At 72.6% G+C, this 20,591-nt stretch carries 6 protein-coding genes; 1 reads left to right on the top strand and 5 read right to left on the bottom strand.

All coding sequences use genetic code 11. The annotated features are described in order from the left end of the window. Positions 1 to 2 precede the first annotated feature (2 nt). Complete coding sequence (locus tag BIV24_RS21900) at positions 3 to 14,951, bottom strand: type I polyketide synthase (protein ID WP_079168435.1); 14,949 nt, start codon at positions 14,949 to 14,951, stop codon at positions 3 to 5. Positions 14,952 to 15,027: 76 nt separating this feature from the next. Here BIV24_RS21900 and BIV24_RS21895 point away from each other — a divergent pair, with 76 nt between their 5' ends. Beyond that, on the top strand, positions 15,028 to 15,702 hold the full coding sequence (locus BIV24_RS21895; protein WP_071368099.1) for a 4'-phosphopantetheinyl transferase family protein: 675 nt from the start codon (positions 15,028 to 15,030) through the stop codon (positions 15,700 to 15,702). A gap of 283 nt (positions 15,703 to 15,985) precedes the next feature. On the opposite strand, the gene BIV24_RS21890 is transcribed toward BIV24_RS21895, so the two are convergent. Genes BIV24_RS21890 through BIV24_RS21875 form a run of 4 tightly spaced genes read right to left on the bottom strand, consistent with a single transcriptional unit; the run spans position 15,986 to position 20,269 of the window. Next, on the bottom strand, positions 15,986 to 17,332 hold the full coding sequence (locus BIV24_RS21890) for an NAD(P)/FAD-dependent oxidoreductase (protein ID WP_071368098.1): 1,347 nt from the start codon (positions 17,330 to 17,332) through the stop codon (positions 15,986 to 15,988). Positions 17,333 to 17,337: 5 nt separating this feature from the next. Further along, positions 17,338 to 17,610 (bottom strand): hypothetical protein, encoded by a 273-nt coding sequence (locus BIV24_RS21885; protein WP_071368097.1) that lies wholly within the window; start codon positions 17,608 to 17,610, stop codon positions 17,338 to 17,340. A gap of 44 nt (positions 17,611 to 17,654) precedes the next feature. Further along, positions 17,655 to 19,136 carry an amino acid adenylation domain-containing protein gene (locus BIV24_RS21880; protein ID WP_071368096.1) on the bottom strand — a complete coding sequence of 494 codons (1,482 nt, stop codon included), beginning with the start codon at positions 19,134 to 19,136 and terminating at the stop codon, positions 17,655 to 17,657. Beyond that, positions 19,133 to 20,269 carry an acyl-CoA dehydrogenase family protein gene (locus tag BIV24_RS21875; RefSeq protein ID WP_071368095.1) on the bottom strand — a complete coding sequence of 379 codons (1,137 nt, stop codon included), beginning with the start codon at positions 20,267 to 20,269 and terminating at the stop codon, positions 19,133 to 19,135. Before BIV24_RS21875 ends, BIV24_RS21880 begins: the two co-directional genes overlap by 4 nt. Positions 20,270 to 20,591 lie beyond the last annotated feature (322 nt).

Below are 20,591 nucleotides of genomic sequence, written 5' to 3'. Positions count from 1 at the left end.
CCTCACTCTCCGGAGTTCCGCTCATGGCCGTCGGCACCGTGCACGGCGCGGATCAGCTCGTCCACATCCATGTCGTCGACCGTGCTGGTCTCGTCGTCGACGCCCTGCCGGTCGCCGCCGCTCGGGGCGTCGCTCACCGGAGCGAGCCGCTCGTTGAGCTGGCGTGCGAGTTCCTCGGGCGTCGGGCAGTCGAAGATGACGGTCGCGGGCAGCCGCAAACCGGTGGCTGTGGCCAGCCGGTTGCGCAGTTCGACGGCGGTCAGTGAGTCGAATCCCATCTCGACGAACCCGCGGTCGACGTCCAGTGCGGTTGCCGAGCCATGGCCCAGCACCGCGGCGGCCTGCTTCCTGACCAGCAGCACGAGCGCCTGGCGCCGCTCGGCCGCGGACATCCCGGCGAACTGATCGGCTTCTCCTGCGGCGGCGCTGCTGCCGTTCGCACTGCGGTCCGACCGACCGCGACGCGGCGCCAGCAGGCGCATCACGGGAGAGAGCGTCCCCTGGGCGTCCTGCACAAGCAGCGCTTCACGGTCGATGTGCGCCGCCACGACCAGCGGCTCCCCGGCCTGGGCCCCTTGGTCGAACAAGGCGAGGCCTTCCGCGGCGGACATGGCCTGCGCCCCGGACCGGGAGAGCCGATCGCGGTCCAGCGCGTTCATCTGGCCTGTCAGTGCGCTGTCGGGTGCCCACAGACCCCAGGCGATCGACGTGGCGGCCTGCCCGCGCGAGCGCCTGACCGCGGCGAGCGTGTCGAGGAACACGTTGGCCGCACCGTAGTTGGCCTGCCCGGGATTGCCGAGCAGACCGGCGGCAGACGAGTACATGACGAACATGGCGAGGTCGAGATCGGTGGTGAGCTCGTCCAGGTGCACGGCCGCATCGACCTTGGGACGCAGCACGGGCGCCAGGCGCTCGCTGGTGAGGGAGGTGAACACCGTGTCGTCCAGCACGCCCGCCGTGTGGACCACCGCAGTGAGCGGGTGTTCCTCCGGAATCCCGGCCAGCAGGTCCGCCAGGGCCTCGCGATCGGCGATGTCGCAGGCGGCCAACCGCACGTCGGCACCCAACCCGACCAGCTCCGCGCGCAATTCCTCGGCGCCCGACGCGTTGGCGCCCTGGCGACTCGCCAGCACGATGTGGCGCATCCCCCAGGGGCCGGCCATGTGCTTCGCCACCAGGGCACCCAGCGTTCCGGTGCCGCCGGTGATCAGCACCGTGCCCTCGGGATCGGGAGCGGCCGGGATCGTCAGGACGAGCTTGCCGACGTGCTTGGCCTGCGCCATGAAGCGGAAGGCCTCGGGTGCGTCACGGACGTCCCAGGTGCGGACGGGCAGCGGCCGCACGGCGCCGTCCTGCAGCAGCCCGACGACATCGGTCAGCACGGTCCGGACCGACTCCGGGCTCATGTCCGGCACCAGGTCCACCGGCCGGTACACCACGCCCGGATGTGCGTCGGCGACCTGCTCCGGGTCCCGGCGGTCGGTCTTGCCCAGCTCGACGAAATGACCGCCCTTGGGCAGCAGACGCAGCGAGGCGTCGACGAGTTCACCGGTCAGCGAATTGACGACCACGTCGACCCCCGCACCGTCGGTGGCGGCGAGCACCCGGTCGGCGAACGCGGAGTCCCGCGACGAGGAGATGTGGGCGTCGTCCAGGCCCATGAGCCGCAGCGCGTCGTGCTTGGACGGGCTGGCCGTGGCGAACACCTCGGCGCCCAGATGGCGGGCGATCTGGACCGCCGCTGTGCCGACTCCGCCGGCCGCCGCGTGGATGAGGACCCGCTGCCCGGGGCACAGACCCGCCGCGTCGTTCAGGGCGAAGTAGGCGGTCAGGAAGGCGGAGGGGACCGAGGCCGCCTGCTCGAACGACCAGTCCTCGGGGATCGGGACCAGCCAGCGGTGGTCGGTGACCGTTTCGGTGCCGAACGCGCGCGGCATCAGCCCCATGACCCTGTCCCCGGGCTTCAGACCGGTCACGCCGGAACCGACCGACTGGACGACGCCGGCCCCTTCACCGCCGATGAACAGGCCGTCGTCCGGGGGCAGCCCCAGAGCAACCAGGAGATCGTGGAAGCTGATCCCGGCCGCACGGACCCGTACCCGCACCTGATCCGCTGCCAGGGGCTCTCCGGTCTCCGGGCACGCCGCCACCGTCATGGCGTCCAGGACGCCGGCCGGGTCCGGTTCGAGCCGCCACCGGCCGCCGAGCGGCGGCGTCAGCCTGCCCTGCGGCGTGCCCGCTGTCGCCAGTCTGGGGATCAGCAGCGCGCCGCGCCGGATCGCGAACTGCGGCTCGTCGCCGACCAGCGCATGCGCGAGCGCGGCCGTGGAGTCGTGCTCGTCCAGGTCGGCGAGGACGATCCGGCCCGGGTTCTCGGCCTGCGCTGAGCGGACCAGCCCCCACACCGGCGCCGCGGCAAGGTCGTACACGTCGTCGGGGTCCCCGGCCGGGAGCGCCCGGCGGGTGACCACGACCAGCCGCGTATCGACCGTCCGGTCGTCGGCCAGCCAGGCCTGGACGTCGTGCAGCACCGTGCTGGCCAGGTCGAGGACCTGACCGGGCAGCCCGGCGCCGGCCACCGTCGCACAGGGGAGCACCGCGACACGGGGGGACGGCGCACCGCCGGCCAGCGCGCCGAGCAGGGCGGCCACATCGGGATAGGAGTGGAACGGAATCCCCGACGCCGGCAGCGAGCCGGCCAGGCCGAAGGCGTCCTCGCCGATGACGGCCCAGTCGCCGCCGACGCTGGTCCTGGGCGTCGGCAGCGGGACCCAGTCCAGTTGGAACAAGGACCGGTTGGCCGGGCCCGCCGCCGCCGAAAGCTGTTCGGCCGAAACCGGCCGGGTCACCAGGCGTTCGATCGCCAGAACCGGGTCGCCGCTCTCGTCCGCCGCGGTCAGTGCCACCGCGCCCGGACCCGTCGGCGAGATGCGCACGCGCAGCGTTCGCGCGCCGGATGCGAACAGCGACACGCCCGCCAGGCTGAACGGCAGCCGCACCGTCCTGCCCTGGCCGTCGCCCTGGTCGGCGGACGGGGCGAGCACCATCGCGTGCAGCGCCGCGTCGAGCAGCGCGGGGTGCATGCCGTACCGGTCCGCCTCATCCTGCACCTGGGCAGGCGGCGCCACCTCGGCGTAGACCTCGTCGCCGCGCCGCCACGCGCGGGCCAGGCCCTGGAACGACGGCCCGTAGGTGTAGCCGGCCTCCGCTCCCGCCGCGTAGAAGGCGTCCGGGTCGAGCGGCACCGCCTCGGCACCGGGCGGCGGCCAGGCGGCCAGCGAGGCAGCGGCGGTGTTGCCGGCTGTGGCCAGGAGCGCCGACGCGTGCCGCGTCCAGTCCCTGTCCTCGCCCTCCGGCCGTGAGTAGACGGCCAGCGGCCGCTGCCCGGAACCGTCGGGCGGGCCCACCACCAGCTGGAGGCGCACCGGATCGGTACCGTGCAGCAGCAGCGGCGCTTCCAGGGTCAGTTCCTCGACCCGCGGGCAGCCAGCCTCGGCTCCGGCGCGCAGAGCCAGCTCGGCGAACCCCGTCCCGGGCAGCAGAGCCACTCCGTTGACCCCGTGGTCGGCCAGCCACGGCCGGGTGCCGGCCGACAGCCGCCCGGTGAGCACCAGGCCGCCGGTGTCCGCCAGTTCCAGCGCGGCACCGAGCAGCGGATGGTCCGGCGCCGCCACGCCGAGGTCCGCCGGGTCCACAGCGGCACGCTCGTCGTCCATCCAGAACCGCTGCCGGTCAAAGGCATAAGTAGGCAGCGGGACCCGCCTGCCGTCGGGGATCAGCTTGGCCCAGTCCAGGTCGGCGCCGTTCACCCACGCCTCGGACAGCGAGGCGGCGAACCGGGCCATGCCGCCTTCGTCGCGGCGCAGCGAGCCCACCGTCACCGGCTCGGCGGAGTCGTCCGCCGAGATGGCGGTGTCCATGACCGCGGCGGTCAGCACGGGGTGCGGAGTCGCCTCGACGAACATCGTGAAGCCGTTGTCGAGCAGCGCGCGGGTGGCGTGCGCGAACAGCACCGGCTCCCGCAGGTTGCGGTACCAGTACGCCGCGTCCAGCTCGCTGGTGTCGACCGGCTCGCCGGTCACCGCGGAGTAGAACGGGATGCGCGCGCGCTGCGGGGAGATCCCCTTCAGCTTCGCCAGGAGGTCGTCGCGCATCGGCTCGACCTGCGGCGAGTGGGACGCGTAGGTGACCTCGATCCGCCGGATCCGGATTCCCCGCCGCTCGCACGCGGCGGTCAGGTCGTCCAGCGCATCGGTGTCGCCGGCCACGACGACCTGCGACGGGCTGTTGACGGTCGCGATCGTGAGCCGTCCCTGCGCGGGCGCGAGCAGTTCCGCCGCCTGGCTCTCGTCAGTCTGGAGCGACGCCATGCCGGCGGAGCCGGTCAGCCGGGTGATCGCCGTGGCCCGTACGGCCACGATCCTGGCAGCATCCTCCAGCGACAGCGCGCCGGCCACATAAGCAGCCGCGATCTCGCCCTGGGAGTGTCCGACGACGGCCGCGGGGCTCACCCCGTAGTGCTGCCACAGGCGGGCCAGCGACACCATCACCGCAAAGAGGGCCGGCTGCACCACGTCGACCCGCTCCAGGCCGGGCGCCCCGTCCGCCTGGCGGAGCACTGCGGTCAGCGACCAGTCGGTGTACGGGGCCAGGGCCTGCTCGCACTCGCGAATGTATCCGGCGAACTCCGGGGAGGTGTCCAGCAGTTCGACGGCCATCCCGGACCACTGGGAGCCCTGTCCGGGGAAGACGAAGACGACCCGCGGCTTGCGCCGTGCGCTGCCGTGCACCAGCCCGGGGTCCGGCTCGCCGTCGGCCAGCCGGGTGAGTCGACCGAGGTAGTCGTCCCGCTCGGCTCCGAGCACCACCGCGCGGTGCGGCAGCGCCGCTCGCGCGGCGGCCAGGCTCCAGCCGATGTCGCGCGGCTGCGCACCGGACTCGTCCGCGAGCAGCCGCCGCAGCTTGCCCGCCTGCTGCCGCAGCGAAGCCGCGGACGCCGCCGAGACGGGCCAGGGAACCTGCGGGGCAGCCGGATCGGGCGCGGTGTCTTCCTGCTTCTCCTGCTGTTCGGCCGACGGCTGTTCGAGGATGAGGTGGACGTTGGTGCCGCTGACCCCGAACGAGGACACCCCCGCGCGCCGCGGGCGCCCATCGTCGGGCCACGGCACCGCCTCCACCGCCAGCTCGACCTCGCCCGCGGACCAGTCCACATTGCGGCTCGGCTCGTCGACGTGCAGCGTCGCGGGCACCACGCCGTGCTGCATGGCCAGCACCATCTTCATCACACCGACCGCGCCGGCCGCGGCCTGCGTGTGGCCGATGTTGGACTTCACCGACCCCAGCAGGAGCGGCCTGCCCGCGGGCCGGTCCTGCCCGTAGGTCGCCAGCAGCGCCTGCGCCTCGATCGGGTCGCCCAGCGTCGTGCCCGTGCCATGCGCCTCCACCACGTCCACATCGCGCAGCGCCAGGCCCGCGTTGGCCACCGCCTGGCGGATCACCCGCTGCTGGGACGGACCGTTCGGCGCCGTCAGCCCGTTCGACGCACCGTCCTGGTTCACCGCCGAGCCCCGGATCACCGCGAGGACTTCATGCCCCTGGCGCCGGGCCTCCGACAGCGGCTCGACCAGCAGGAGGCCGAGGCCCTCGGCGAACCCGGTTCCGTCCGCGGCCTCGGCGAACGCCTTGCATCGCCCGTCCGCCGACAGCGCGCGCTGCCGGCTGAACTCGACGAAGACCTTCGGGCTCGATATCACCGCCACGCCGCCGGCCACCGCCATCGAGCACTCGCCCGACCGCAGCGCCTGGCACGCCATGTGCAGCGACACCAGGGACGACGAACACGCCGTGTCGACCGTCACCGCCGGGCCCTCCAGCCCGAACACGTACGACACCCGCCCCGATATGACAGCCGGTGTGCTTCCGGTGACCGCGTAACCCTCCGCGGCGGCCGGCGCCAGCGGTGCCCCGGTCGCGTAGTCCGTCGGACCGGCACCGACGAACACGCCGGTGCGGCTCCCCCGCAGGCTCTGCGGATCGATGCCGGCGTTCTCGAACAGTTCCCAGGAGGTCTCCAGCAGCAGCCGCTGCCGCGGATCCATGGTCACCGCCTCGCGCGGGGAGATCCCGAAGAACTCCGCGTCGAACTCGGCCGCCTGGTCCAGGAACCCGCTCTCGCGGACGTACGACTTCCCCAGGTGATCGGGATCGGGATCGAACAACCCGGCCAGGTCCCATCCCCGGTCAGCCGGGAACCCGGACACCGCGTCCCGGCCCTCGGCCAGCAGCTCCCAGTACTCCTCCGGCGTGGCCACACCACCGGGCAGCCGGCACGCCATACCCACGATCGCCATCGGCTCGTCGAGGGCGGACGGGTTCTCGGACGTCACGGCCGGTGCGGGCTCCGCCGCCGACGCACCTGGGGCGAGCTCGAGCAGGCAGCCGGTGACGGCCGCGGCGGTGGGGTAGTCGAACGCAAGGGACGCCGGCAGGCGCAGCCCGGTGGCCACGTTCAGCCGGGTCCGGAACTCGACCGCCGTGACGGAGTCGGACCCCATCTCGGTGAAGGGCCGGTCGGGGTCCACGTCGCTCGCGCGGCCGTACCCCAGTACGGTTGCGGCCTCGGTCCGGACCAGGTCCAGCACCGCCCACTCGTGCTCGGACTCGGGAGTCCGTGCCAGCAGCTGGGCGAGGGCGCTCGACCCCGTCTCCTGCCCGCCATGACCCGACGCCCCGCCCGCTACGCCCTGGACGTCCGGCAGTTCGTCGAGGAACGGCCGGGGGCGGGCCGAAGTGTAGAGCGGGGCGAACCGCTCCCACTCCACGTCGGCGACTGCCACGGATGTCTCGTCCTGGTCGAGCACGTGCCGCAGGGCCCGCAGTGCCTGTCCGGGATCCAGCAGCGGGAGGCCCTGCCGCTCCGACTGGCTGGTGAACATCTCCTGCACCGCCGGATCGTCGGCGTCCTCTCCGAACGCGTTCCAGAAGCTCCAGGCGATGGTGGTGGCCGCCTGGCCCCTGGCGCGGCGCTGGACGGCCAGTGCGTCCAGGTATGCGTCGGCGGCCGCGAAAACGCCGTTCTCGGCTGCACCCCAGACACCCGCGACGGAGGAGAACAGGACGAAGGCGTCCACCGTGTCCGCGCCGTCCTCGCTCAGCAGCTCGTCCAGGACGCGCGCACCCGTCGCCTTGGCGCGCAGGGTGGAGGCCAGCTGCGCAGGCGTCGTCCCGGACAGCGGGCCGGGCTCGGGGACGACCGCCGCGTGGATGACGGTGTGCACCGGCCGCCCCGCGGACCGGGCCTCGCTCAGCAGGCCCTCCATCGCGTCGCGGTCGGCCACGTCGCAGGCCGCCAGCGTCACCGACGCGCCGGACCGTACGATGTCCGCTTCGAGCTCGGCCGCGCCCGGTGCGTCCGGGCCGCGCAGGCTCGCAAGGATGACGTGGTCCGCGCCAGAGGCGGCCAGCCACCGGGCCAGGCGCCGGCCGAGCCGTCCGGTGCCACCGGTGACCAGCACGCTGCCGCCCGGCTTCCAGGCCCGTGCCGCGGGCCGGTCGGCCACCGGGTCACGTACCAGCCGCGGCACGTGCACACCGCTGTCCCGTATCGCCACCTGGTCCTCCGCGCCCAGGCCGCCGCCCAGCACTGCGCACAGCCGCGCGAGCGCGTCCTCGCCGGGCGAGCCGGGCAGGTCGATCAGACCGCCCCAGCGCTGCGGGAGTTCCAGGCCGGCCACCCGCCCCAGGCCCCAGACCTGGGCCTGCGCGGGCGATGCCAGGCCCCCGCCGTCCACGCAGACCGCGCCGCTGGTCGCCAGCCACATCGGGATGTCGGCCTCCACGTCGCCCAGCGCCTGGACGAGGGCCAGGGTGGCGGACGTTCCCGCGGGGACGTCAGGGAACTCCTGGTGCGGGCGTTCGTCCATCGCCAGCAGCGACAGCACGCCCGCCGCATCCGCGGCCGTCTCGTTCCGGAGCAGGCCGGCGATGTGCTCCCGGCCGTCGCGCGCCGGGTCCAGCGTGAGCTGCCGCACGTCCGCGCCCCGTGCGGAGAGGGCTGCGCACACGGCCTGCGCGCAATCCCGGCCCGGGCCGGTGCCGGGAGCCAGGACCAGCCAGTCTCCGCTCAGCTGCGGCTCTCCGAGATCGGCGGCGGGCCGCCAGTCGACGCGGTAGCGCCAGGCGTCGAGTTCGTGGTCGGCGACGTCCGGAATCGCAGCCGGTTCCGCGTCGTGCCCGGCGAAGACCGGCTGCCAGTCCACATCGGCGCCCTGGGTGTACGCCTCGGCGAGGGAGGTCAGGAAGCGCCCGGTGCCGCCGTCGTTCCTGCGCAGCGTGCCCAGTGCTCTCGCGCTGCTCCCCGCGTGCTCGACCGTCTCCTCGATCGCCGGCGTGAGCACCGGATGCGGGCTGGCCTCGATGAACAGGTTGTGGCCGTCCGCGAGCAGCGCCTGGACCGCCCCTTCGAACCGCACGCGCTCGCGGAGACTGTAGTACCAGTACTCCGGACCGAGTTCGGTGGTGTCCAGCAGGCCACCGGTGGCCGCGGAGTAGAACGGCACCTTCCCCGGACGGGGCGTGATTCCCTTGAGGACGTGCCCGAGCCGCTCGCGGATCTGCTCCACGTGCGGCGAATGCGAGGCGTAGTCCACATCGATGCGCCGGAACCGGACGCCGTCGCGCTCACAGATGGCCGCCATGTCCTCCAGGGCCCCGACGTCGCCGGCCACCACGACGCTTCTCGGACCGTTGATCGCGGCGATCGACAGACGGCCGGCGAAGCGGCCCAGCATGTCGGTGACGGCCTCCGCGCCGAGGGCGACCGAGGCCATGCCGCCCTGGCCGGAAAGCTGCGACAGTTCGGCGCTGCGCAGCGCCACGACACGGGCCGCGTCCCGCAGCGACAGGGCACCGGCGATGTACGCGGCGGCGATCTCACCCTGCGAGTGACCGGCCACGGCTGCGGGCGTGAGCCCGTGGGAGCGCCAGAGCTCGGCCAGCGAGACCATCACCGCGAAGAGCGTGGGCTGGACGACGTCGACCCGGTCGAGCGACGCCGCGCCGGGCTCGCCGCCGATCACCGCGCCGAGCGACCAGTCGGTGAACTCTGCCAGCGCCTCCCCGCACGCGCGCATCTGCTCGGCGAAGACCGGCTCGGCCGCCATGAGTTCCGCGGCCATCCCCGGCCACTGAGCGCCCTGTCCCGGGAACACCAGGGCGACCCTCGGGTCGGTCACGGCCCTGCCCTGGATCAGGTTGGCCGCGGTCCGGCCGTCCGCGAGGGCGGTCAGTCCGTCGCCGAAGTCCCCGGCCTCGCCGGCCAGCACGACGGCGCGGTGCGCGGCGGAGCCCGGCAGCGCGGCCAGGGAGGCTCCCACGCCGAGAACGCTGAGCTCCGGACTCAGCGCCGTGAAGTCCCGTACCGCGGCGGCGCGTGCCCGCAGGCCGGTGTCGCTGGAGGCGGACATCACCCATGGGATCGCCGGCTGGTCGGCGCGGGTGTCGGCGATCTCGCGGTACCAGAAGCGGCGATGCTGCCACGGATAGCCGGGCAGGCTGACTGGCCGGCGCTGTGCCTGGGCCGGAGCGGGAGCGGCGCCGGTCACGAAAAGTTCCGCAGCGGTGACGGGGAGCCGGTCCACCGGGTCACCGGCGTCCGTCCCGACCCCGAACCGGCCGGCCAGCGGATCGGGCAGGTCCTGCGGCAGGACGTCGAGGAGCGCGTCCACGCCCGCGGCCGAGATGTCGTCGGCCAGACCCTCCGGCAGGCCGGCGGGCAGGTCGCGGCGTGCGCGCCGAGCCAGGTCGTCGGCCGACACGGCGAGGTCTTCGCCGTCCGCTGACAACTCGGGGATACGGCCCGGCCGCAGTTCGACGCCGGACACCTGCCCGGCCGCGAGGCGCAGCGCGTCCTCCAGGTCCAGCCGTCCCGCCGCCCAGGCGGCGCCCAGTTGTCCCGCGCCGGCGCCGATCACGGCCTCCGGTGCCAGCCCGACGGTCGCCCACAGCCTGGTCGCCGCGACGTGGTGGCACAGCAGGTAGGCCGCGGACAGGTCGGCCGGGGGCTCGCCGAACGGGTCGACGGTCGCGCCGGTCAGGCCGGTGAGGCGTTCGGCGCAGGAGCGCAGCGCGCCGGCGTACTCCGGCAGCTCTGCCAGCCGGTCGCGCAGGGCGGCGGACAGGGGTTCGGCTCCGAACCAGAATCCGACGGTGCGGTCCACCCCCTCGGGCACCTGCCCCTGCCGGGCGGCGGGCGTGCCGTTCCCTCGTGCCGTCGCCTCCAGGGCCGCCACGATCGCGGCGGCGTCCTGGCCGGTGACGGCGAGCCGGTGGCTCAGCCAGGAGCGTCGGTAGGCGGCGGTGAAGACGATGTCGTCCAGGTCGTCCGGGGTCTCGCGCAGCCGGGCGGCGAGGCGGCCGGCCGCCTGGCGCAGCGCGGGCTCCGCGGCAGCGGTGACCATCAGGACGTAGGGCGCCTGGCGGGGCGGCGCCGCCGGCTCCGGAACCTCCGGTGGCTGTTCGACGACCACGTGCGCGTTGCTGCCGCTGAAACCGAACGAGCTCACGCCCGCTCGCCGCGGGTGGTCCCGTCGCGGCCACGGGCGCCGCTCGGTCACCGCCGAGACCGGAAGCTTCTCCCAGTCGATGTGGGTCGACGGTCGGTTCAGCGGATGCGGTGGGAGCTCCCCGTGGTGGAGTGCGAGGACCGCCTTGAGCAGCCCGGTGGCGCCGGCCGCGGCCTCGAGGTGGCCGATGCTGGCCTTGGCCGCGCCGATCAGCAGTGGCTCGTCCGCTGCGCGCCCCGGTCCCAGTGCCTCGGCGAGCGCGCGGACCTCGATCGGGTCGCCGAGAGGCGTTCCCGTGCCATGGGCCTCGACGTAGTCGATGTCGCGCGGCTCCCAGCCCGCGGCCGCGATGGCCCGCTTGATGACGGCGACCTGCGCGGACGCGTTGGGAACCGTCATGCCGCCGCTGGCGCCGTCCTGGTTGACCGCGGTCCCGCGGATCACCGCATAGACGCGGTCACCGTCCCGCCTCGCCGCGCCGAGCGGCTTGAGGATGAGCGCCGTCGCTCCTTCGCCCCGGCCGTAGCCGTCGGCCGCGTCGTCGAAGGTCTTGCACCGGCCATCGGGGGCCAGGGCGCCGGCCCCCGACATGGAGACCGACACCGTGGGGGCGACGATCACATTGGCCCCGCCGACGACGGCGATCTCGCAGTCCCCCTGGCGCAGGCCCTGGCAAGCCAGGTGGACCGCTGTGAGGGAGGACGAGCATGCGGTGTCGACGGCGATGCTGGGGCCGCTCAGTCCGAGGAAGTACGACAGGCGTCCGGCGGCCGCGGCGAACGACGTGCCAGTTCCGTAGAAGTGGTTGACGTCGGCCATGTCGCGGGTGAGCAACTGCTGGTAGTCGGTGGTGTTGAGGCCGAAATAGACACCCGCGGCCCGGCCGTCCAGCGCGGGCGCGGGCTGCCCGGCGTCCTCCAGTGCCTCCCAGGCGACCTCGAGAAGCAGCCGGTGCTGCGGGTCGAGCGACTTCGCCTCGCGCGGCGAGACCCGGAAGAACTCCGCGTCGAACCCGGCCACCTCATCGAGGAAGCCGCCGCGCATGGGGACCTCGGGACCGGCCTCCGCCCAGATCGGGTCGGCCCGGCGGGCCGACGGCATCTCACGAACCGCGTGACGGCCCTCCGTCAACAGCTCCCAGAACTGCTCCGGCGAGCTCGCGCCGGGCAGCCGGCACGCCATGCCGATCACCGCGATGGCGTCGTCCGCCGGGCCGCCATCGTCCGCCGGGCCGCCGGACACGGCGGCCGACGAGGTCGTCTGGTTCCCGTCGTCGGCTTCCGGGGCGGCTTCCGGGGCGGCTTCCGCCAGGAACGCGCTGAGCGCTTCGATCGTCGGCTTCTCGAAGACGATCGTCGTGGGTAGCTCCAGGCCGAACTCGGCGGCCAGGCGGTCCCGCAGCTCGACAGCGGTGAGCGAGTCCAGGCCCTGGTCGAACAGGCCGCGCCGTCGCGCCAGCCGCTGGTCGCCGGAGAGGCCGAGAACCGCTGCGACATGCTCCTCCACGCGCCGCAGCGGGCCGCCGTTCACCCGCGGCTTCACGGCGGGGGCGGGGGCGGGCACGGCGGCCGGGGCCGGCAGGGCCTGTGTGCCGCGGGCGCCTGGGGCGGCGTCATCCGCAGGGCGAGCGACCATTTCGCCGATCACGCTGCCGTCGCCGTCGAGCAGGCTCAGGCGCACCTGCGCCGGTGCCGCGGCCGCCGGGCCGCGCCCCTGCTCGCCGGGCTCGATCCCCGGCAGCCAGTGCTTGTCGCCGCCCCAGGAGGGTACAGGCAGCGTCCGGTACCGCCCCGGCGTTCCGGTGATCTTCGTCCAGTCCACGTCGATGCCGCCGACATGCAGCTGCGCGACCGTCTTGTGCAGCCCGAGCAGCCCGGATTCGTCGCGGCGCAGGGTGGCCGTCACCGGCCCGCTGCGCTGACGGTGGCGGACGGCGTCCGCGAGCGGCCGGGTCAGCGTGGGGTGCGGGCCGATCTCGACGAACGCCCGGTCGCCCTCCGCGAGCAGCCGGTCGATCGCGGGCCACAGCAGCACGGGGTCGGTGAGGTTGCGTTCCCAGTAGCCGGCGTCGAAGCGCACGTCCGAATCGTCCGGCAGCACGCTGGAGATCAGCCGCACCGAGGGCGCGGCGACGCTGAGGTCGGCCAGTGCCTCCCGCAGCCGCAGGCCGCACTCGGCCACCACCGGGCTGTGGAACGCGTAGCCGCCGGGCAGCCGCTTGCACCGCAGGCCGCGCCCCTCGACCGCCGCCGCAGCCGAGTCGATGGCATCCGCAGGGCCGCTGAGCACGACCGCCTCCGGTCCGTTGACCACGGCGACCACCACCGGCAGGCCGGTGTCGGCGATCATGGCCTGGACCGTGTCCCGGTCCGCGCGGACCGCCAGCATGGCGCCCCGGCCCACCGTCTCCTGCAGGATCTGGCCCCGCCGGACGGCCAGCCGCACGGCGTCGGCACGGGAGATCGCGCCCGCCGCGTGCGCGGCGGCGATCTCCCCGACGCTGTGTCCGACCACGGCCTCGGGCCGGATGCCGCATTCGGCCAGCCAGCTCGTCAGTGCCACCTGCACGGCGAGGAGGGCGGGCTGGGCGATGTCGGTCCGGTCGAGTCGGCTGTCCCCGCTGCGTCGTAACTCGTCGATCAGCGACCACCGCGCATCCCGCCGAATCAGGGCGTCGCACTCGTCGAGGGCCTCGCGGACCACGGGCGAGGCGTCGTACAGATCCACCGCCATGCCCGCCCACTGCGCACCCTGGCCGGAGTACACGAACACCGGCTCGGGGGCGCCCTCGGGGTCCACGGCGCCGAAGTAGGCGCCGTCCGGCGCCTCCTCGGCCTCGTCCAGCGCCGCCGCCAGCTCCTCCGGTCCCGCCGCGACGACGGCGAACCGGTGCCGCTCATGGGTCCGACGAGTGGCGGCCGAGGCGATGAGGTCGCCGAGCCCGTCGGCTTCGGCGGTCACCCGCTCCCCCAACCTGGCGACCTGGTCGGCCAGGCCCGGTCGGTGGAAGGCCGAGGCGAGCAGCACGTAGGGGCCGGCCGGGCGACCGCCCGCGGGCTCGGCACCGGCGGGCTCGACACCTTCCGCGATCACATGGACGTTCGTACCGCTGAGCCCGGACGAGCTCACCCCGACGAGGAGGGGCCGATCGGTCTCCGCGAGGCTGACCGTGCTGACCGGCACCGCCATCGTGCCGCGGTCCCAGGGGACCGCCGTGGTGAGCCGACCGGGATCGGGCTGGGCGGGGACCTCACACGAGTTGACGACCCAGAGGCCCTTGAGCAGGCCGGCGATTCCGGCCGCACCGTCGGTGTGCCCGAACACCGCCTTGTTGGAGCCCACGTAGAGGGGCGAGCGGCCCGGATCCCGGTCCCTTCCGTAGACCTCGTCCAGTGCCATGAGCTCGACCTGGTCGCCGAGCGGGGTCCCCGTGCCGTGGGCCTCCACGTAGTCGAGGTCCGACGGGCCGATCCCCGCGGTGCTGAGGGCGGAGCGCAGCAGCTCGGCCTGGGCGAGGCCGTTGGGCGCCGTGATGCCGAGGCTGCGGCCGTCGTGGTTGGCCACCGATGCGCGGATGACCGCGTAGATCCGGTCCCGGTCGGCGAGGGCATCGGGCAGGCGCTTCAGGACGAGGACACCGCATCCGTCACCGCGGAGGATGCCGTCGGCGTCGGCGGCGAACGGACGGCACCGCCCGGTCGGCGAGATCGCGCCGATCCTGCTCATGAAGACGCTCAGCTCGGGCGTGATCATCAGGCTGACGCCGCCGGCCAGGGCGACGTCGCTCTCGCCGGACCGCAGGCTCTGACTCGCCAGATGCACGGCGAACAAGGACGAAGAGCAGGCGGTGGTGAGGGAGGCCATGGGCCCGCGCAGGTCGAAGGCGTAGGCCAGCCGGCCCGCCGCGAAGCTGAACTCGTTTCCGCTGCCGTAGTGCGGCCCGACGCCCTGGATTCCGAGCGTCTTGGTGTGCAGCGTCGCGTAGTCGTGGGCGAACATCCCGAAGAACGCCCCGGTGCGTGTGCCGCGCCAGGCGTCCGCGGGCCGCCCGGAGTCGCTCATCGCCTCCCAGGCCACCTCGAGCATCAGCCGCTGCTGGGGATCCATCGCACTCGCCTCGCGTGGCGAGACCCCGAAATAGGAGGCGTCGAACCGGTCGATCTCCTCCAGGAAGCCTCCGACATGACTGGCCGTGCCCGGACCAGAGCCGCCCGGGCCGACGAACCCGCGATCCCAGCGGCTCGCGGGAACGTCCTGGAAGACGGTGGTCGCTGACCTGAGCGCCGCGCCGAAGGAGTCGAGATCGCGGGCGCCGCCGGGGAACCGGCAGCCGATGCCGACGACGGCGATCGGCGTGGCGTACGGGCTCATCAGCGGTCGTTCTGCCATTGAAGATATTCCTTGTCTACAATGATCTTCCGCAATTCGGCATCGGGATCCCGTGGGATACCGGGGAGGGCGACCGATGGGTGAGCCGCACCTCGCGGGGTCTGGCTACGTCGCCGTCTGGGTGGGAGTGGGCGCGACACCCGGGGGCGAGCCGCTCGGCCTGGACCAGCGCGCCTGGCGATATCGCCAGGCGCGGGCCACCGCACATCGGGTCGGCCGGCGACTGGTCGCGGCGTACACGTCATGTCCGCCGGACCGACAGGTCTGGGAGCGCGACGGCCGGGGGCGCCCGCTGGTCGTCGACCCCGGCGGCCTCCATGTGAGCCTCAGTCATGCCGAGGCCGTGGTGGCTGCCGCCCTGTCGTGGGACGCTCCGGTCGGCGTCGACGTCGAACGGCTGCGACCGCTGGCGGACCGCGACGCGCTGGCCCGGACGGCGCTGTCCGAAGCCGAACGGCAGTCCGTGGACGAGTTGCCGGAGGCGCTCAGGGACGCGCAGGTGCTCCGCTTCTGGACCCGCAAGGAGGCCGTGGCGAAGGCCCTCGGCACCGGGCTCGCCACGAACCTGCGCGGCATCGTCACGACGACCCACGGCGCTGTGGTGTCGCTTCCGGACGAGTGCGGCGACATCTCCGCGTGGTCGCTGGCCGATCTTCCCGTCCGGGACGATGTGATCGCCTCCGTCACGGTCCGGGCGCCGGGCGTCCGGGTTCTGCCCCGGACGCTCGCGCTCCCCGCGGATGAGGGCTGAACCGGCCCGAGCGGCAATGCTGGTCACGACCTGGAGCTCCTTGGTACGTCCGCGGGGCAGGTGCCCCGGCAGGCAACGTCTGCCCGTCGAGGAGCGGCGTCCGGTGCGTTCCCCCACGCTCGGCTCGCGCGGGCGGTGCCCCCACCGGCGTGCCGGCCGGAAGCCCTCGTACGGGACGTACTCGGGCTTCCGGCCGGTGCGGCGAGTGGGGGTACCCCCTGCTCGAAGAGCTTGGGGGAGCGTGCCGGGCATCGCGACGGGGCGAACGTTGCCTGTTGGGGCACTAGAAGGCCGGAGCCAGGACCGGGGCACGGAGCGTGCCCAGGTGCGAGTGCCACAGGTGGGAGGGGTCCTCCTCGACTGCGGTCACGGTCTCCCGCATGACGCGCAGGACCTCCGGCTCCTCCTCGTCGTAGAGGTCGCCCTGCAGCAACCGGATGATGTCCAGCCGGTACCGCGGGTCCTGCACGAACGTGGTGAACAGGATGTTCAGCCGGTAGTAGACCGAGATGAACTCGTACCAGTTGCGGGTGCCGTTGCGGATCTGCTTCTCGTAGGTGGCGAACCTGGCCTGCGAGAAGTCGTCGTCCTCGGCGGCCGCGACGATGTCACGGCAGGCCAGCCGCGCGCTGTTGAGCGCGACGCTCACTCCGCTGGAAAAGATCGGGTCGACGAATCGCGCGGCGTCACCGAGCAGCACGTACCGGTCGCCGCAGATCTGCCGCATGGCGTAGCTGTAGTCGCCCTCGACCTTGAAGGGCGTCACCTGCTCCGTCTTCTTCAGCGCCTCGTACAGGTCCGGCCGGCTCTCCACGAAGCTCCAGAAGAACTTGTCGCGGTCCATGTTCGCTTCGGCGAACCGGTGCTTCTGGGTCACGACCCCGACGCTGGTGACGGTGTCGGTGATGGGGATCTGCCAGACCCAGGTGTCGCTGATCGGCAGGAAGTGCACGTAGATGTAGTCGACCTTCTCCGGGGTGTTGGCGACCGCGGACCGGTCGAGGCCGTCAAACCAGGCGTGGATGGCGTACTGGTTGAAGACGGGGTCCGCCTCCTTGAGCCCGAGCTGCCGGCCCAGCATGGTCTGGCGGCCGGAAGCGTCGATGATCATCTTCGCGGTGACGTCCACCTCACTCGAGCCCACCCGGCAGGTCAGGGTGACCTTGGCCGGGTCGTCGAAGTCCACGCGCAGCGCCCGGATCCCCTGGAACACCTTGGCGCCCAGGCTTTCGGCGTGCTTGAGCAGGATGAGGTCGAACTGGCTGCGGTCGACGTGGAACGTGTAGTCCCGGTCGACCCCCGGCTGGTCGCGCTCACTGAACAGGATGTCGGCCGCACCGAGTTCATGCGTGAGTTTGCTGGCCTGGGCGGCGGTGACGTTGCGTGACTGGGACGACGTCCAGGCCGCGCCGTACTTGCGCGGGAAGCCCGCCGCCTCGATCTTGTCCATCACCCCGGTCTCCAGCAGCACCCTCGTGGTGGCCGGAACCAGCGACTCGCCCACATGCGGCCGGGGAAAGTTCTCGCTCTCGAACACGGCCACCGACAGACCGGCCTTGGCGAGGTAGGCGGCGGCGCTGGAACCGGCCGGGCCACCGCCGACGATCACAACGTCATAATCGACACTCATCGTTCTCAGGCACCTTCCGCAGGGACGGCCATCAGGCCGGAAACGAGGTTGCTGATTGCGGCGATGTCTCGGAAGTTCGCCGCGTTGATCGACGACAGCGGCACATCGACCCGCAGTTCCTCCCGCAGGAAGTTCAGCAGGAGCGCACTGTTCATCGAGTTGAGGACCTCCCACTCGAGCAGCGGGGTGGACTCGGTGAGCTCGCCTTTCGGGTCACCGTCGAGAAAGCTCTCGCTGATGAAGGTCGTGATCCGCGGTGTGATCTCATCGAGGGCCATTGCGCCGCCCCTTTCCGTTGGGAGGTGGTTGTCACGGCTCCGGTTCATGAACTGCTCGTTCCAGACCCGCCGGCGCGCGCCGCCAGCGCCAGCCGGTCGATCTTGCCGTTGCCGTTTCTCGGCAGCGGGGAGCTGATCCGCACCTCGTCCGCCACCATGTAGCGCGGCAGGTGCTGGGTGAGGTACTGCCGAAGGGCCAGGACCCCGGGGTCGCGGCCGGACCGCGGAGCCACGAACACCACCAAGCGGGTGTCGACTCCTTCGCCCACCCCCACCGCGGCGGCCTCCGCGACATCGGCGTGGTTCTCGAGCACGGACTCGACCTCGCCGAGCTCGACCCGGTGCCCGCGGATCTTCACCATCTGGTCGCGGCGCCCGAGGTAGTCGAACGAGCCGTCGGGGAGAGTCCGGACCAGGTCGCCGGTATGGTAGGGACCGCTCTGCGGCGGCTGGCCCCAGTAGCCGGACATCACCGTGGGGCCGTCCACGACGAGTTCGCCCTCCTCGCCTGCGGCCGCGACTCCTCCGTCGTCCCGCAGCGCCCAGACCCGGTCGCCGCCTGCCGCGATCCCGATCGGCACCGGCCGGTCGCGGTCCATGTCCGCCTTCGTGACCTCGTGGAACGTGCACACGTTGGTCTCGGTCGGGCCGTAGAGGTTCATCATCCGTGCGCCGGTCCAGCCGGCCAGGTCACGGAGCTGCGTGATGGGGAACGGCTCACCCGCGAACAGCACCGTGTGCAGCGTCTCCGGCGCCGGACGATCAAGGAGCCCGCCGTACCGCATCATCACCGCGAGGGCGGACGGCACCGAGTACCAGACGCTGATCCGCTCGAGGTAGAGAAACTCGACGAGCTGTACGGGCGCGAAGGACAGCTCGGGGGGAATGAGATGCACCGACGCGCCGGCGCGAAACGCCACGTACAGGTCGAACACCGACAGGTCGAAGGCGAAGGGCGCGTGGTTGGCGAACCGGTCGTCCTCCCCCGGTGCCAGCAGGTCGTGCGCCCAGTCGACGAACGCCAGCGCGTTCTCGTGGGTCAGGCACACGCCCTTGGGCGTGCCGGTCGACCCGGACGTGTACAGGATGTATGCCAGGTCTTCGGAAGTCGTGGCGGCGTTGATGGCCGGCGCCGGATCGTAGGGGCCGTCGAGCTCCTCGTAGCGGACTTCCAGGCCGAGCTCGGCGGAGATCCGCGGAATCCGCGCGCGGTTCGTCACGACGACGCGCGCCGCGCAGTCCCGGGCGATGGTCGCGACCCGGGCCACCGGGTTGCTGCCGTCGACGGGCACGTAGGCGGCGCCGAGCCGGAGGATCGCCTGCATCGCCGCCACCGTCGCCGGGCTCTTGCCCGCCCAGAGCACGACCCGATCGCCGCGCCGGACGCCCTGGCGTTCGAGCCTGGCCGCGATCGCGTTGGCCGTGGCATCGAGCTCGCCGTAGGTGACGGAACCGGACGGCCCGCTCAGGGCCGGCGCGCCGGGCCGGCGTGCAGCGGCCTCGATGACGAGTTGGTGGAGGGTCACAGCCCTGTCTCCCTCGCGATGAGTTCCAACTGGATCTCGGTCGTCCCGGAGAAGATGGTGGTGGGCAGGCAGTCGCGCAGCTGCTCCTCGATCCCGGCGCCGGCGAGGTAGCCGGCCGAGCCGAACAACTGCATGGCGTCGAGGCTGTTGGCGACCGCGGCCTCGGACACGGCGGTCTTCGCCATGGCGATCGCGCTGACGTCCGTGCGGCCCTGTTCGAGCAGCCAGCAGGCGCGATACAGAAGCAGGCGCGCGCTCTCCAGCCGCTGCCGCATCCGGGCGATCCGGTGCGAGACGGCCTGGAACCCGGCGATCTTCCGCCCGAACTGACGCCTGTCGGTCGTACGGCCCACGCACTCGGCCAGCTGCCGCTCCATCAGTCCCAGGTATGCGGCGAACAGGCAGCCGCGCTCCCACGCCATGGACTGCTGGAAGATCGCCCCGCCGGCGCCCTCGGCCCCGAGCCGGTAGTGAGCCGGTACGACGCAGCCCTCGAACCGCACCCGCGCCGCCAGGCAGCCGTTCAGTCCCATCTTCGGCAGCGGCGGACCGACGACGACGCCGTCGAGCTCCCGCGGCACGGCGAACGCCGAGATGCCCAGGAACCCGGCGGACGGATCCGTGACCGCATAGGTCACGAACACGTCCGCGATCGGGGCGTTGCTGACGAAGGACTTCTCCCCCTCGAGCAGATACTGCTCGCCCGAGCGCGTGGCGGTGGTCCGGATCCGCCCGACGTCCGAGCCGGCCTCGTCCTCGGTCATGGCGTTGCCGGCGATCAGGTCGCCCGCCGCCATGCCCGCCAGCAGCTCCCTGGCCTCACCGGTCCCGAACTCCGAGACGGTCACGGCACAGGACAGCAGGTGCGCCGCGACCCCGAACACCAGGCCCATGTCGGAGCAGGAGCGGCCGAACGCCTCAAGGCCCAGCGCCGTGTCCAGAGCCCCCAGTCCCGCCCCGCCGTACTCCTCGGGCAGGCATAGCCCTGTCAGGCCGATGCTCGCCGCGTCCTTCCAGGCCAGCCGCACCAGCTCCGGGTCGGTACACGTCTCATGCTCGGCGAACCGCTCGGCAACAGCCGTGCCTATGCCGGCGTATCGTTCACGCTGAATCGGTGACAGCTCGAAGTCCATCAGTCGTTTTCCGGTATGTATTCGACCGTTGCCAATTCAATCCCACCTCTATGGCCGCACTCAGAAAGTGACGGTGCCGCGACATTTGATTTTCCTGGTCCGACGCACTCGGCAACGGTAGGTTCCGGGCGGGCGGACCCCAACCCTTACCGCACCCTTATGGGGAGAGTGACACAGCTAGGGGTACGGTAGGGGTGTCTGTCAGGGCACAATCGACGTACCGTCCACACGAGTTGCCGCACCGAAATACCGAGAGGCGCACAAATGCGCTTGTCTCGAATTCATGATTCCCCGTCAGTTTGTTGACGGGACGAGACTCTGC

It is taken from the genome of Streptomyces colonosanans (genome assembly GCF_001866645.1).
Lineage (GTDB): Bacteria > Actinomycetota > Actinomycetes > Streptomycetales > Streptomycetaceae > Streptomyces > Streptomyces colonosanans.
The sequence above is the reverse complement of the archived record's forward strand: the minus strand, read 5'-3'. Positions and strand labels throughout refer to the sequence as shown.